The organism is Rhodococcus sp. IEGM 1406 (assembly GCF_030056745.1).
Lineage (GTDB): Bacteria > Actinomycetota > Actinomycetes > Mycobacteriales > Mycobacteriaceae > Rhodococcus_F > Rhodococcus_F erythropolis.
In genome coordinates this window covers 1252238-1267047 of the sequence record NZ_JASHKO010000002.1, presented here as the reverse complement: position 1 = coordinate 1267047, position 14810 = coordinate 1252238, and the positions used below count along the sequence as shown (strand labels likewise).

The following is a 14810-nucleotide window of genomic DNA, read 5'->3' as shown; positions in this document are numbered from 1 at the left end:
CGAAAGTGGCCGACAAGCAATTGCTTGTCGGCCACTTTCGTTTGAACCTGGTGGGGTTTCGCTCAGCTGTCGAAACCGTCGCCGTGCATCGCCTCGTTCATCGACGCGTCGGCGTATCCACGGCAGTAGTCCCACGTGACATATGCCTCAGGCATCGGGTCGTAGGCAGGCTCGTGGGGGCGGACGGTTCCGTCCACGAGGAGCTGCAGCAGGTTTGCGCGCAGCATGTCCCAGTCGTGGTAGTGATCTTGTTGGCAGTCTTCGCAGCACACTACGAGACCGCGGATGCCGCGGTGAGCGAGGAGCGCCTCGTAGACGGCGAGGTCAGCGAGATCCTCCTCGACCGCTTGGCGTTCGTGGGGGTCGAGTGGTTGGCCCGGCTCGATGGCATCGAGAGCCGCGGAGGGGTCAGCTGGGTCGCCGGCGAAGGGATCTGGCGGCAGACCGGGGGGCAGTTGATCACGCACAGCACCACGGTACGCAGGTCAGGGGGGTCAGCGCCACTTGTTACGCGTACCCGCAGCGTGGGTGGGATGGTTCGGACCTTTGAGTGAGCCGATACCATGGTGTGCAACGCCGGGAAAAGGTGCCAGGAATTTCTTTCCGTGCAGGCGCCTTCTATCCGATATCCAGCTTTCGTAATCCGTTTCGAGGCGGCTGCTACAGCGGTCGCCCTGGGCGAATCTAGGTCCATGGAGGGTCCTGACCGCATGAGTAGTTCTGCAGGACATGTACACACCGGAGGAGACGACCCCAACAAGGTCGCGATGCTGGGACTGACTTACGACGACGTGCTGCTGTTGCCTGCTGCGTCCGACGTCATCCCGAGCCAGGTCGACACGTCCAGTCAACTGACCCGCGACATCCGTCTGCGGATTCCGTTGGTCAGTTCTGCGATGGACACCGTCACCGAGTCGCGCATGGCAATTGCGATGGCACGCGCCGGCGGCATGGGTGTTCTGCACCGCAACTCGTCCGTCGAGGTTCAGGCAGGACAGGTCGAGACCGTCAAGCGCTCCGAGGCCGGCATGGTGACCGATCCCGTCACGTGTAAGCCGACCGACACGATGGGTGAGGTCGACGCGAAGTGCGCTCGCTTCCGCATCTCGGGTCTGCCGGTCACCGACGACGCCGGCCAGCTGGTCGGCATCGTCACGAACCGTGACATGCGTTTCGAGGTCGACCAGAATCGTCCGGTCGTCGAGATCATGACCAAGATGCCGCTGATCACCGCTCAGGAAGGCGTCACCGCAGACGTGGCACTGGGCCTTCTTCGTCGGCACAAGATCGAGAAGCTGCCGATCGTCGACGGCAACGGCAAGCTCACCGGTCTGATCACGGTCAAGGACTTCGTCAAGACCGAGCAGCATCCGGACGCTACCAAGGACCGTGACGGTCGACTGCTCGTCGGCGCTGCGGTCGGTGCAGGCGACGACGCCTTCCAGCGTGCGATGGCGCTCACCGATGCCGGTGTGGACGTACTCGTGGTTGACAGTGCGCACGGTCATTCGTCCAACGTTCTCGACATGATCGCCAAGCTCAAGCGTGAACTGGGTGAGCGGGTTCAGATCATCGGTGGCAACGTCGCTACGCGTGCAGGTGCTCTGGCACTGGTCGAATCCGGCGTCGATGCCGTCAAGGTCGGAGTCGGCCCTGGTTCCATCTGCACCACCCGCGTCATCGCCGGTGTCGGTGCCCCTCAGGTCACGGCCATCCTGGAAGCGGTTGCCGCGTGCAAGCCACTCGGTGTGCCCGTCATCGCTGACGGTGGACTCCAGTTCTCCGGTGACATCGCGAAGGCTCTTGCCGCGGGTGCGTCGACGGCCATGCTGGGTTCGCTCCTGGCCGGTACCGCTGAATCGCCCGGCGAACTGATCCTGGTCGGCGGCAAGCAGTTCAAGAGCTACCGCGGAATGGGTTCGCTCGGCGCGATGCAGTCGCGCGGCGAGGCCAAGTCGTACTCCAAGGACCGGTACTTCCAGGACGACGTACTTTCCGAGGACAAGTTGGTTCCGGAAGGCATCGAAGGCCGTGTTCCGTTCCGTGGCCCGCTTTCCCAGGTGACGCACCAGCTCACCGGTGGTCTGCGCGCTGCCATGGGTTACACGGGGTCGGCGACGATCGAGCACCTGCAGAACGCTCAGTTCGTCCAGATCACGGCGGCCGGTTTGAAGGAAAGCCATCCGCACGACATCACGATGACTGTCGAAGCACCCAACTACACCGCTCGTTAGCAACCAGTACACGAGAAAGGGGCGCGCGTGCGCGACCTCGTTGAGATCGGCATGGGTCGAACGGCCCGACGTACCTACGAGTTGGACGATGTGAACATCGTTCCCTCCCGGCGAACCCGTTCGTCGAAGGAGGTGTCGACTGCTTGGCAGCTCGACGCTTACAGGTTCGACATCCCAGTCCTCGCACATCCCACCGACGCGTTGGTCTCGCCGACCTTCGCGATCGAGCTGGGTAGGCGCGGCGGCCTCGGTGTCATCAACGGTGAAGGCCTGTGGGGCCGTCACCCCGATGTCGAGGAGAAGCTCCGGCGTCTCGTCGAGATCGCCGAGAAGGACGGTGGCGTCGACGCAGCCATCCGCTACTTGCAGGAGCTGCACGCGGCACCGCTGCAGGCGGGTCTTCTGGCTGCTGCGGTGGCGCAGGTCCGTGATTCGGGGGTCACCACTGCCGTTCGGGTCAGTCCGCAGAATGCGCGCGCACTGACGCCCGAGCTGATCAAGGCCGGAATCGACCTGCTGGTCGTCCACGGCACCATCATCTCGGCCGAGCACGTCGTGCACACCGAGCAGGAACCGCTGAACCTCAAGACGTTCATCTCGGAACTCGACGTTCCGGTTGTCGCTGGTGGGGTCAGTGACCACCGCACCGCGCTGCACCTGATGCGTACCGGCGCTGCCGGTGTCATCGTCGGGTACGGCTCCACCGAGGGTGCAACCACCACCGGTGAGGTCCTGGGTATCGGCGTTCCGATGGCCACGGCGATTGCCGATGCTGCAGCAGCCAGGCGCGACTACCTCGACGAGACGGGTGGACGCTACGTCCACGTCATCGCCGACGGTGACATCGCAACTTCGGGTGATCTGGCGAAGGCCATCGCCTGCGGTGCCGACGCTGCCGTTCTGGGCACGCCGCTGGCCGTGTCCGCCGAGGCGCCGGGTGGCGGCTGGTACTGGCCGTCCGCTGCGGCTCATCCTTCGGTTCCGCGTGGAGCGCTTCTTCCGGTTTCCTACGGCGAGCGTCCGAGCCTGGATCAGGTCCTGAGCGGTCCTTCGGATGATCCGTACGGTTCTCTGAACTTCGTCGGCGGTCTTCGTCGGTCGATGGCCAAGGCCGGGTACTCCGACCTCAAGGAGTTCCAGAAGGTCGGACTGACGGTCCGCGCGTAGTTTGTACCTTTCTGTGGCCCCGGTTCTTCGTGAACCGGGGCCACAGTTCGTTGTGCAGGACTTTCTTCCGTTCCTGATACTTGCGGTTACGCTTATGGGGCCCCTTGTGGTGGTAGTCACAAGGGATAGGTGCATACTGGCGGGTAACTACGGTTCACGGTGGAGGTGTCCTGATGGGCAAGCAACGGGCAACGGACTACGACGTACTGATCGTCGGATCCGGGTTCGGCGGAAGCGTGAGCGCGCTTCGTCTCGTGGAGAAGGGCTACAAGGTCGGCGTCATCGAAGCCGGCCGACGGTATGCCGACGAAGATTTCGCGAAGACCAGCTGGGATCTCAAGAAGTTCCTCTGGGCTCCGAAGCTGGGTTGCTTCGGCATTCAGCGCGTGCATCTGCTGCGCGACTGCCTCATCCTCGCGGGCGCAGGCGTCGGCGGCGGGTCGTTGAACTACGCCAATACGCTGTACCAGCCACCGGAGCCGTTCTTCCAAGACAAGCAGTGGGCGCACATCACCGACTGGCGAAGTGAGCTCACCCCGTACTACGAGCAGGCTCAGAAGATGCTCGGCGTCGTGCAGAATCCGCACATGACGCCCGCTGACGAGATCATGAAGTCGGTCGCCGACGACATGGGCGTCGGCGACACGTTCATCCAGACGCCCGTCGGCGTCTACTTCGGTGAGCCGGGCAAGAAGGCGAAGGACCCGTACTTCGGCGGCGTCGGACCCGAGCGCACCGGTTGCATCGAGTGCGGCGAGTGCATGACGGGCTGCCGTCACGGCGCGAAGAACACTCTCCTCAAGAACTACCTGGGCCTTGCCGAGACAGCCGGCGCCGAGATCATTCCGATGACCACCGTGTCCGGACTTCGTGAGGCTCGCGACGGTTCGTGGGACGTGTTCACCGAGCGAACCGGTGCATTCGGACGCAAGAACCGCCGCACCTACACGGCTGCGAACGTGATTCTCGCGGCCGGAACGTGGGGCACTCAGCATCTGCTCTTCGACATGAAGGACACCGGAGCGCTGCCCAAGCTCTCCGACAAGCTCGGCGAGCTGACTCGAACAAACTCCGAATCCATCGTCGGCGCAGGCAAGTACAAGGTCGATCCCGCACTCGACCTGACCCGCGGAGTGGCGATCACGTCGTCGTTCCACCCGAGCAGCGACACCCACATCGAGCCGGTCCGCTACGGCAAGGGTTCCAACGCGATGGGACTGCTGCAGACCTTGATGACGGATGGCGGTGGCTCGACACCGCGGTGGATCAAGTTCCTCGGTGTGGTCGCGAAGAACCCGTACCAGATGCTGCGCATGCTGACTGTCAAGGACTGGAGCGAGCGCACGATCATCGCGTTGGTCATGCAGAACCTCGACAACTCGATCACCACATACACGAAGAAGGGCCTGTTCGGTCGACGCAAGGTCACCAGCAAGCAGGGCCACGGTCAGCCGAATCCGACGTGGATTCCCGAGGGCAACGAGGCGACGCGTCGAGTTGCCGCGAAGATCGACGGCGTCGCAGGCGGCACGTGGGGCGAGATCTTCAACGTTCCTTTGACCGCGCACTTCCTGGGCGGTTGCGCTATCGCGTCGGATTCCGATCACGGCGTCATCGATCCGTACCACCGCGTGTACGGCTACCCGACGCTCAGCGTCGTCGACGGTGCAGCGGTCTCGGCCAATCTCGGCGTGAATCCGTCGCTGACCATCGCCGCTCAGGCCGAGCGCTCGGCCTCGCTGTGGCCGAACAAGGGGGAGACGGACCTGCGTCCCGCCCAGGGCAGCGGCTACGAGCGTTTGGCTCCGATTGCACCCAAGTCGCCCGTGGTGCCGGCGTCGGCTCCGGCAGCGCTGGTTCTGCCGATCGTGAAGATCACCGGCGGCAAGACGGCTACGGCTGTTCCGGCGGAGCCTGCTGCCGGATAGTTCACCGCGAACCGAAAAGGGGCGTGTCGTCGAGGATTCGACGGCACGCCCCTTTTGCAGTTTCAGATCGTCAGCCCACCTTGTCAGCCGCCCAGCGACCCGAAGAGGGTGCCGAGGTCGAGGCTGCCGGTTCCGCCACCGGGTCCGCCGTCGGTATCACCGGGGACGGTCAGGGTCTGCGGCGCGGAGGCCGAGGACGTGTAGCCCGAACCACCCACGAATTCGGCGGTGACACTGTAGGTCCCGGAGTTGTAGAAGGTGGCCGGTACCGTTGCGACACCGTTGACCACGTCGACCGGTCCACCGATGAGGGTGTCACCGACCTTGAACTGGACCTTGCCCGTGGCACCGGCCGGATCGACCGTTGCCTTGAGTGTCACCGGGGTGTTCTTCTGAACAGTTCCGACGGCGTCGAGAACCGTGGACGTCTCGACGTCAGCGGGAGCCGGAGTCGTGACACTGACCGGGAATGCCGGGGCAGCGGACGGCGCGAATCCTGGTGAACCCGTGAACTTCGCGACAACCTTGTGCGTTCCAGTCGAGGTGAAGGTGTACGGAGCGATGGCAACCCCGTCTGTTCCGACCGTGGCAGTCAGCGTTTCGGTGCCGTCGACGATGAAGTCGACGGTGCCGCCGGTGCCCTGCGGATCGACCTTGGCGGTGAGGTTGACGTCCTGACCGACCTTCGCGGTAGACGGCGAAACCGTTGCGGTAGTGGTCACGGCGTCAGGCGGCGCATCGGTCGTGACGGTCACGATCTTGGCCGACGCCGACGTCGACGCCAGGAATCCGGGTGCACCGCTGTAGCTCGCGGTGATGGAGTGCGGTCCGTCCTCGGTGAAGGTCGGGGAGATGCTTGCCGACCCTCCGGTGACCGGCACCGCGTCCCCGAGGGGGTTGTCGCCGTCGAAGAACTGGACGGTTCCACCGTTTGCGCCGCCGCTCACGTTGGTCGACAGAGTGACAGGAGTTCCGTTCTTGGCGTTGGCCGGTCCGACGACAGTGGTGGTGGTTGCCTTGTCCGCTTCGATGATCCGTGTCGTGGCGAGGGGGCCTGCGCCGCTGTTGAGAGGACCGTTCTCAGCGTCACGAGGGGTGCACCGCGTAGGCGCCCAGGCGGTGATGACCAGGGTGGCCTTGGGGAGGAATGTGAGGAAGTTGCGATCGTTGTTCCATGCTCCTGCGCTACCGCCGGTGCGTACCTTCATCGCGACGTCCCCTGAATCGCCGGCCTTGAGAATGGCCTTGACCTGGGGGAGTTGGAACTGGGTGTAGCCGTCGGCATTGTTGGAGCCGTCGACGTTCTTGCCGGTCGCCTTGACGACTATCCCGCCCTCGGAGTTGATGCTCGAGCTGGGGCTGTTTCCGATGACCTGGTTGTTTCCGGAGAGACGCAGAATCGTTCCGTTGGGATCGACGTTGCCGTTCTCGTTGACACGCAGGATGCTCGGCGCGACACCGCTGAGCCCTGCCGAAGTTCCGGGAACGATGGTGGCTTCCACCAGGGTGGCGTTCGCGGGAACGTCGACGTCGACCTTGATGCGGGAGACGTTCTGGACGGTCGCCCCCGAAGCCGATCCGGGGAAGGCGATGGGACCGGGTTGGATGGTGACCTCGAAGGTCTCACCCGCTCCGACGCTCTCCGGTGCGTCGACGATGACCGAACCGGACTGGGACTGCGTGGTCGGACCGGCGACGGCGGACGGGGTTGCGAGGCAACTCGTTCCGAAAGTTGTTGTCGCCGGGGCCGCTGATGCGGGGATTCCCGCGAGGATGACGCCACTGGCGAGTGCCGTGGCGGCGATCGGCGCCGCGATGCGACGTCTGGAGTACACGAACATGGATTCTCCTGAGCTGGGTACGGGAGTGGTGTCCAAAGCTGATGTGGGGGACTAGCTTCCGAAGAGCGGGATGAGGCCGCTGAGTGAACCGGTGTCCACGCTTCCGGTGCCGCCGCCGTCGGTCGGCGCGGTGCCGACCTGCACGACCGTCGGGCCGGAGACGGAGTTCTTCCAGCCGGCGTCGCCGACGAAGTTGGCAGTGAGGCCGAACGTTCCCTCGTCGTCGAAGGTGTGCGTGAGCGTCGCGACGCCGTTGACGACGGCAACGGGTGCGCCGATGGGCGTCGTGCCGGACTTGAACTGGATCATTCCGTTTGCTGTTCCGGGTGCAACAGTGGCCTTGAGTTGCAATGCCTTTCCGACCTGAGCGGAGCCGCTGACAGTCAGGACTGTCGTGGTGTCCGCGCGGGCGGGCTCGGGATCGGTGACGTTCACCGTGAACGATGTGGACGTGGAGCCGATGAATCCGGTTCCGCCGGAGAACTCGGCAACCACGGCTGCGGCACCGGCTGATGCGAAGGTGTGCGGGAGGATCGCGACGCCGTCACCCGTGCCGACGGGTGCGGTACCGACCTCGGCGCCGTCGACCTTGAACGTCACGGTTCCGCTGCTCGGGATGGGGGAGACGGTGGCCGAGAGGTTGGTCGGTTCACCGACGACTGCTGTGAGCGGTTCGACAACGGTGGTGGTGGTTCCCCAGTCGGGATCGCTGACGTCGAGTTGGGTTGCGGTGGACACTGAATCGCCGTAGCCGGCCTCGCCGGTGAACACTGCGGTGAAGCTGTGCGTGCCGGAGGCGTCGTAGCTACGGGTCAGGGAAGCCGTTCCGTCGACCACGGCCACCGGTGCGCCGAGGTTGGTGTCGCCGTCCTTGAACTGCACCGTGCCCACGGCGTTCGCCGGTGTGACGACGGCGCTCACGGTGATGCTGTCACCGACCAATGCGGCGTTCGGAGCCGAGATCGTGGTGGTGGTGTCCGCGGAGACGTCGACGGTCTGGACTCCGGAGGTCGAACTGTGGAATCCCGGACCGGCGTTGTACGCGGCGGTGATGTCGTGGGCGCCGACGCTGTCGAAGGTGTGGGAGAGGGTGGCGCTACCGCCCGAGACCGGGACGGGTGAGCCGATGTCGTTGCCGCCGTCCTTGAACTGGACGGTGCCGCTCGCGTCGGACGGCGCAACCGTCGCGGTCAGGTCGACCGGCGTGCCGACCTTCGCCGTTGCCGGTGCAACCAGAGTGGTACCGGTGGCGACAGACGGGTCGACGACCTGGACGTTGACGTTGATCGGGTTGAGGCCCTGCTGCGTGCTGAAGGCGTTGACGTCGAAGAGCATGCCGCTGTCGTACGTCCCGAACGCTGTGCCGACAGGGACCGTGTAGGTCGCTTCGAGCGTGACGGGTTGGTTCTTCTTGACGACGAATCCACCGACGAGGAAGGTGCAGCCGCTCGAGCACTTCGCTGAGACTCCGCCATCTGATTCGTTGCTGATCGTCGCCCGGTTGGTCACACCCAGGTAGGTGGCCTTGGCGCTGCCCGGCACGAGGACGAATCCTGCGGGCGGGATGTCACGGATCTTTGCGATCGACCGTTCGATGCCGCTTTCGTTGTGCTTGATCTCGGTCTTGTACGTGACGGTGTCACCCGGGTGAACTGCCGCGTTCCCGATGACACTCTTCGTGAAGATCAGATTGTCGGTCGTGCCGGTGAAGGTGGTCGGCGGGGCTTCGTCAGCAGTGGCCGGCGTGCCGAGGACTAGAAGTCCGGCGGCAGCCGTCACAGCCGCGACAGGTATGGCGAGTCGTCGTATGAATCGACGCACAGGTCCTCCTCGAGGTGAGCGCCGTTCGGCGGCGCCGGCCGTTTGCGATCGTGATCCTGATCACTTGACGGGCGAGATTACCTTTACTGGACGTTTGGTTCAGGCGAATCGGTCAAACGTCCAGAAAATTCACCCTCCGTCCATTTCGGGCTCTGGCCTGCGATGATGTCGCCGTTTTGATTGCCGAAGCTAAGGTGCTGGCGATTGGGGCATCGTTGATCTGGACGGTGGTCTAGTTCGCCCCGAGGTCGCCGCGCAGTCCGGAGGGTCGGCCTTTGTAGTGACGTACCTCGCGCTCACTCGGCCGAGGAGCGGGCTGAGTCCATGCATGCGCAGAAGCGCTGGCTGCGGCGATTAGACTGCACCTGTGGCAGATATCGAGCAGCAGAGACCAGTTCTTGTCGTCGACTTCGGAGCGCAGTACGCGCAGTTGATCGCACGGCGAGTTCGCGAAGCCAAGGTCTACTCGGAGGTGATTCCGCACACCACGACCGTCGAGGAGATCGTGGCCAAGAACCCCTTGGCTGTTGTGCTCTCGGGTGGGCCCTCGAGTGTCTACGCAGACGGTGCTCCCAAGCTCGATCCCGCACTTTTTGATCACGACATCCCGGTTTTCGGAATCTGCTACGGATTCCAGGCAATGGCAGGCGCCCTCGGCGGCACCGTTGCCGAGACCGGTACCCGCGAATACGGCCGTACCGACATCGCGGTATCCGGTGGGTTGCTGCACGACGGACTTCCCGCGACGCAGCCGGTGTGGATGAGCCACGGTGACGCCGTCACCGAAGCGCCGTCCGGCTTCGAGGTGACTGCGACCAGCGATGGCGCTCCCGTCGCAGCGTTCGAGGACCGCGCTCGCAAGCTCGCCGGCGTGCAGTACCACCCCGAGGTTCTGCATTCCCCGCACGGTCAGCAGGTCCTGAGCCGCTTCCTGCACGAGATCGCCGGTATTCCGGCAGCGTGGACGGCGTCCAACATCGCCGATGCGCTGATCGAGCAGGTTCGCGAGCAGGTCGGCGACGGACACGCCATCTGCGGTCTGTCCGGTGGTGTCGACTCGGCTGTCGCTGCGGCTTTGGTTCAGCGGGCAATCGGCGACCGGTTGACGTGTGTCTTCGTCGATCACGGTTTGATGCGAGCCGGTGAGCGCACGCAGGTCGAGCAGGACTTCGTCGCGGCAACCGGTGCGCGTCTGATCACCGTGGATGCTGCGGACACCTTCATCGGTGAGCTGGCTGGGGTCACCGATCCCGAGACCAAGCGCAAGATCATCGGCCGCGAGTTCATCCGCAGCTTCGAAGGCGCAGTCAGTGATGTTCTGGGCGAGAACGCATCTCACGGTGCGACCGTCGACTTCCTCGTCCAGGGCACCCTGTACCCGGATGTCGTGGAGTCCGGCGGCGGCACGGGAACTGCAAACATCAAGAGCCATCACAATGTCGGCGGGCTGCCGGAAGACCTGCAGTTCAAGTTGGTCGAACCGCTGCGTCTGCTGTTCAAGGACGAGGTCCGTGCAGTGGGCCGCGAACTCGGCCTGCCGGAAGAGATCGTCGGTCGCCAGCCGTTCCCCGGTCCCGGACTCGGTATCCGCATCATCGGTGAGGTCACCCGTGATCGCCTCGAGATCCTGCGTCATGCAGATTCCATTGCGCGCGAAGAGCTTACGTCTGCAGGTTTGGACGGAACGATTTGGCAGTGCCCGGTGGTTCTCCTCGCCGACGTCCGCAGCGTGGGCGTACAGGGTGACGGCCGGACGTACGGTCATCCGATCGTGCTGCGTCCGGTCTCGAGTGAAGACGCGATGACCGCGGACTGGACGCGTCTGCCGTACGAGACCCTCGAGCGCATCTCGACTCGAATCACCAACGAGGTTGCGGACGTGAACCGCGTAGTCCTCGACGTGACGAGCAAGCCGCCGGGAACTATTGAGTGGGAGTAAAAACAACTGTGCGCCTTTATTAACCCCCCGCGGTTAATAAAGGCGCACAGCAGTTTTACTTGCGGTTGCGCCGATTCGGCAGAATCACCAGCAGTAGTCCCGCCACGACGGCGGCACCGACGAACAGCCAACGGAATTGAATGTTCGCTGCCGGCGCCAGGGAGAACGGCCCGACCAACGCCCACACGCTGACCAGTAGTGCGGCCAGTCCGGCGATCAGCAGAAGTGCCGAGGGGCGCTTGGATTCTCGGGTCTCGTCCTGGTCTGTCGTCTCGTCGTACTCGCTCATGATTGCGTCACCTTCAGGCTGCCGAACGTAGCTTTGGCGTTGATGGTCAGGGTGGGCGAATCCGGTGTCGCATCGCGGCCCGGGTGTATTCCGCCGTCGAGGCAACCGGATCCGTCACCCATGACGACGGTGCAGCTGTTCTTGACGTTGACGGTTGGTGGCACCATGACGGTGAACTCGCCGAACGACGCCGCGACGTCGATGGTCTCGTCCTCGGTGAACTTGACCCCGTTGAGGTCGAGAGTGAAGCTTCCGAAGGCTCCCGAATACGACGGCTCCAACTCGGAAGCTGTTGCCGGAGTCCATCTTTGCTCACCCGAGGCGTCGAACTCGATCGGGTAGACCAACGAGGCGAGAAGCACGAAACCCACGAGTGGTCCGGTGACGACCAGCAGGCCGTACCCCTTGCGGAAGAATGCCCCGAGGATCAGGCCGAGTGCGATGACGGCGAGTCCGACAGCACCGACTCGGCCGGGAGTGAACCACTCGTTGCCGGTTGCGGCGCCCGCTGCCCCGGTGACTGCGGCGACGATGATTGCGAGTCCGAGGACCGTCAGCGTCCAACGCGAGCGACGCTTACGTGGCGGCAACGGGAGCAGCGGTGTGGCCTTGGCTGCCGGATCCGGAAGATCCCAGGCGAACGGAGCGACACCGAGCGGATCCCAGGACGGCGGCGTGATGGCGGCCTCACCGATCACCTCGGTCGGATTGGTGCTGACCGAAGCGCTCGGGTCCTTCGACAGGTTGATCGTCGGATGAGCGGCCTGAGATTGTGGTGACTGCTGCGGCTGGTCGGCCGGTCGTTCCTCGGGCACATAGCTGTCGGGGAGTTTGGTGTACGGCGTGTACACGGGAGGCTGATTGGGCGCGAAGTATCCGGGGGTGAACGGCCCAGGCGTGAATCCGGTGCCTGGATACGCGGTACCTGCGCCGACATAAGGCGACGTGTTCTGCGGCAGTGCGGGCGGGATGGGCGCTCGTTGGTAGAGCAGCCACAGGCCACCGACCATCAGGATCAGCCCGATCAGTCCGGAACCACCCAGACCGACGCCGACGGGGCCGACAGTCGTAGCCGCGATGGCGAGGGCCACCAGCAAGACGATGGTCTTGGTACTGGAATCGGAACTGTGTCCGCGGCCCATCAACGACTGCGCGGGGGACGATCCGTCACCGGCACGGGCAAGTACCAACCAGCCGGCGAGGTAGAGAAGGACGCCTGAGCCACCGAAAATGGTGGACGCGACAAACGCCACGCGTACGAGAACGGGGTCGATGCCGTACCGGTATCCGATTCCGGCGCATACCCCAGCCACGTGACCTTGTGCCGGCAGACGCACGGGGCGGGTCCGCCACAGATCCTGGATCTGTTCTTGGAAAGTCGGATTGTTCATGAATCAATCCTGGCTTCCGAGGCAGCCTCCGCGCATCAGGGCCAACCCTGATCTTTGTGGTGATCGCGGGTGAGGGTGGCGGCCTGATTCAGGGTTGGACCCTGATGTGTGTCCGCGTGGTTCGTGCCAGTATCGACTATGTGCAATATCTGTCAGATCCGCCGTTCGTGAGCGGTCCCGCTCCCGGGTTTGCGGGAGGCCCGCCCGTCAACGGGGTACCGGTGCATCCCGTACCCATGAAGAAGGGCGTGCCCATTCCGGGTGCCGTGCCACTGCGAAAGCTGGAGCGGCGCTCCGGCGGTCGCATCGTCGCCGGAGTTGCGGGCGGGATCGCCGATCATCTCGGTATCGACGTCCTGAAAGTGCGCGTCGCCTTCACGATTCTTGCGGCGATGGCCGGATCCGGCATCGTCATTTACGGCGCCTTGTGGATCTTCACCTCCGCCGGCACGGACACGCAGAAGCCGTCCGCGGCCGAGCGGCAGCGGGCGTACGGCTTGATCGCACTCGGATTGGGCGGCGCAGCCGCGTTGTCCTGGTTGTTCAGCGGCACGGCGGGTTCGGTGCTCGCGCCGTTCTTCGTCGTCGCGATCGGTGCAGCCTTGGTGTGGCGCGAGTTCGACTCCGACGGTCCCCGTACTGTCATCGGCTTGCCGCAGCGGCCTACCGTTCTGACGTGGGCGCGGGTGGTCGGGGGAGCCACCTTGATCATCTTGGGTCTTGGCGTTGTCGTCCTTGCTCAGGTCGACCTCGAAGCACTGCGCTCGTCTCTCTTGGCGGTGGTCGTGACGCTGATCGGTGTCGGTTTGTTGACGGTGCCGCTGTGGCTGCGGATGTGGCGTGCTCTCGGCGCCGAGCGTGCGGCCCGAATTCGCAACGACGAACGTGAAGAGATTGCGTCGCATCTACACGACTCCGTCCTTCAGACGTTGGCTCTGATTCAGAAGCAGTCCGACAACCCACAAGAGGTGGCGCGCCTGGCCCGCGGTCAGGAACGCGAGCTGCGCAAGTGGTTGTTCAGCGGCGGCGACATCGACCACACGAGCCTGACGGAAGGCCTGAAGATCATCGCCGGTGAAGTGGAAGACCAGCACGGTGTCACGGTCCGTCCCGTCACTGTCGGCGATGTACAACTTGAAGGCGAAGGCGTCGAGAACGGCCTGCCCAAGGAAGCGTTCACCGCGCTCCTCGGTGCGACGCGTGAAGCTCTCGTGAACTCGGCAAAGCACTCGGGGGAGAAGGAAATCAATCTGTTCGCCGAGGTCGAGGGTGATCAGGTCAGTGTGTTCGTTCGTGATCGCGGCGTCGGATTCGACGTCGACGCGGTGCCGGAAGATCGCCAGGGGCTGGCCAAGTCGATTCGTGGTCGAATCGAGCGGCGCGGTGGCCGCGTCGTGGTTCGATCCGACATCGGAAAGGGCACCGAAATCCGCGTGCACATGCCGCTCGGTGACTCTGCTCTAAAGTGGGACCAGACTGCTGACCGTGTCGACAACCCCGAGGAACAGCCCCAGTGACTTCGCTTGCGCCGCCCCCGTACCGCGTATTTCTTGTCGACGATCATGCAGTGTTCCGCTCCGGGGTGAGGGCCGAGCTCTCGCGCGAGACGGATATGGATGTCGTCGGTGAGGCCGGCGGCGTCGCGGAGGCAATCGCCGGTATCAACTCGACGAAGCCGCATGTCGTTCTGCTCGATGTCCACATGCCCGACGGTGGTGGAGTGGCAGTTCTGCGTGGAATCGATTCCGGCCCGGTGTGCCTGGCGCTCAGCGTTTCCGATGCCGCCGAAGACGTGATCGCGGTGATCCGCGGCGGTGCGCGCGGGTATGTGACCAAGACGATCTCGGGATCCGAACTTGCCGAGGGCGTACGACGCGTTGCCGGTGGTGACGCGGTGTTCGGGCCGCGGCTGGCAGGTTTCGTGTTGGACTCCTTCACCGGACGCTCCAATGCACCCGAGCCACAACTCGATCCGGAACTCGATTCTCTTACTCCGCGGGAACTCGAAGTGCTCAGATTGCTGGCACGTGGGTACACCTACCGTGAAATTGCCGAGGACCTGGTGATTTCCGTGAAGACGGTCGAGACTCACGCATCGAACGTTCTGCGAAAGACTCAGCAGTCCAATCGCAATGCGCTGACACGTTGGGCACATCGCCGACAGATCGACTGAATTTCCGCGCACCCTTTCGCGATTGCG

11 protein-coding genes are annotated in these 14810 nt (G+C 64.1%); 6 read left to right on the top strand and 5 right to left on the bottom strand.

What is annotated here, in order from left to right:
• Window positions 1-62 precede the first annotated feature (62 nt).
• Window positions 63-467: a DUF5319 domain-containing protein gene (locus QM596_RS15295; protein WP_003940777.1), complete on the bottom strand. Its 405-nt coding sequence runs from the start codon at window positions 465-467 to the stop codon at window positions 63-65.
• 243 nt (window positions 468-710) lie between these two features.
• On the opposite strand from QM596_RS15295, the gene guaB reads away from it, so the two are divergent.
• From guaB to QM596_RS15280, 3 genes are all read left to right on the top strand, one after another.
• Entirely contained in the window at window positions 711-2234 is a 1524-nt protein-coding gene (guaB, locus tag QM596_RS15290) for an IMP dehydrogenase (RefSeq protein ID WP_020969068.1), read from the top strand.
• A gap of 27 nt (window positions 2235-2261) precedes the next feature.
• Window positions 2262-3401 (top strand): GuaB3 family IMP dehydrogenase-related protein, encoded by a 1140-nt coding sequence (locus QM596_RS15285; RefSeq protein WP_020969069.1) that lies wholly within the window; start codon window positions 2262-2264, stop codon window positions 3399-3401.
• A 173-nt stretch (window positions 3402-3574) separates the two neighbouring features.
• Complete coding sequence (locus QM596_RS15280) at window positions 3575-5329, top strand: GMC oxidoreductase (RefSeq protein ID WP_020906934.1); 1755 nt, start codon at window positions 3575-3577, stop codon at window positions 5327-5329.
• An 83-nt stretch (window positions 5330-5412) separates the two neighbouring features.
• On the opposite strand, the gene QM596_RS15275 is transcribed toward QM596_RS15280, so the two are convergent.
• Complete coding sequence (locus QM596_RS15275; protein WP_283309270.1) at window positions 5413-7170, bottom strand: Ig-like domain-containing protein; 1758 nt, start codon at window positions 7168-7170, stop codon at window positions 5413-5415.
• A 51-nt stretch (window positions 7171-7221) separates the two neighbouring features.
• Complete coding sequence (locus QM596_RS15270; protein WP_047888583.1) at window positions 7222-8991, bottom strand: Ig-like domain-containing protein; 1770 nt, start codon at window positions 8989-8991, stop codon at window positions 7222-7224.
• Between the two features lie 367 nt (window positions 8992-9358).
• On the opposite strand from QM596_RS15270, the gene guaA reads away from it, so the two are divergent.
• On the top strand, window positions 9359-10930 hold the full coding sequence (guaA, locus tag QM596_RS15265; protein WP_019747593.1) for a glutamine-hydrolyzing GMP synthase: 1572 nt from the start codon (window positions 9359-9361) through the stop codon (window positions 10928-10930).
• 55 nt (window positions 10931-10985) lie between these two features.
• On the opposite strand, the gene QM596_RS15260 is transcribed toward guaA, so the two are convergent.
• Both QM596_RS15260 and QM596_RS15255 read right to left on the bottom strand, forming a co-directional pair.
• Window positions 10986-11219, bottom strand: a complete 234-nt coding sequence (locus tag QM596_RS15260; protein WP_020906937.1) for a hypothetical protein — start codon at window positions 11217-11219, stop codon at window positions 10986-10988.
• Window positions 11216-12610 carry a PspC domain-containing protein gene (locus QM596_RS15255; RefSeq protein ID WP_099697288.1) on the bottom strand — a complete coding sequence of 465 codons (1395 nt, stop codon included), beginning with the start codon at window positions 12608-12610 and terminating at the stop codon, window positions 11216-11218. Before QM596_RS15255 ends, QM596_RS15260 begins: the two co-directional genes overlap by 4 nt.
• Window positions 12611-12846: 236 nt before the next feature.
• On the opposite strand from QM596_RS15255, the gene QM596_RS15250 reads away from it, so the two are divergent.
• Together QM596_RS15250 and QM596_RS15245 are read left to right on the top strand one after the other, a co-directional pair.
• Window positions 12847-14127 (top strand): ATP-binding protein, encoded by a 1281-nt coding sequence (locus QM596_RS15250; protein WP_037134353.1) that lies wholly within the window; start codon window positions 12847-12849, stop codon window positions 14125-14127.
• Window positions 14124-14783: a response regulator gene (locus tag QM596_RS15245; RefSeq protein ID WP_020969075.1), complete on the top strand. Its 660-nt coding sequence runs from the start codon at window positions 14124-14126 to the stop codon at window positions 14781-14783. Before QM596_RS15250 ends, QM596_RS15245 begins: the two co-directional genes overlap by 4 nt.
• Window positions 14784-14810 lie beyond the last annotated feature (27 nt).

Bases quoted from the DNA above. Each gene is read 5' to 3' on its own strand.
- guaB (WP_020969068.1), top strand. From the start codon at position 711: ATGAGTAGTTCTGCAGGACATGTACACACCGGAGGAGACGACCCCAAC.
- QM596_RS15280 (WP_020906934.1), top strand. From the start codon at position 3,575: ATGGGCAAGCAACGGGCAACGGACTACGACGTACTGATCGTCGGATCC.
- QM596_RS15275 (WP_283309270.1), bottom strand. From the start codon at position 7,170: ATGTTCGTGTACTCCAGACGTCGCATCGCGGCGCCGATCGCCGCCACG.
- QM596_RS15260 (WP_020906937.1), bottom strand. From the start codon at position 11,219: ATGAGCGAGTACGACGAGACGACAGACCAGGACGAGACCCGAGAATCC.
- QM596_RS15255 (WP_099697288.1), bottom strand. From the start codon at position 12,610: ATGAACAATCCGACTTTCCAAGAACAGATCCAGGATCTGTGGCGGACC.
- QM596_RS15250 (WP_037134353.1), top strand. From the start codon at position 12,847: ATGAAGAAGGGCGTGCCCATTCCGGGTGCCGTGCCACTGCGAAAGCTG.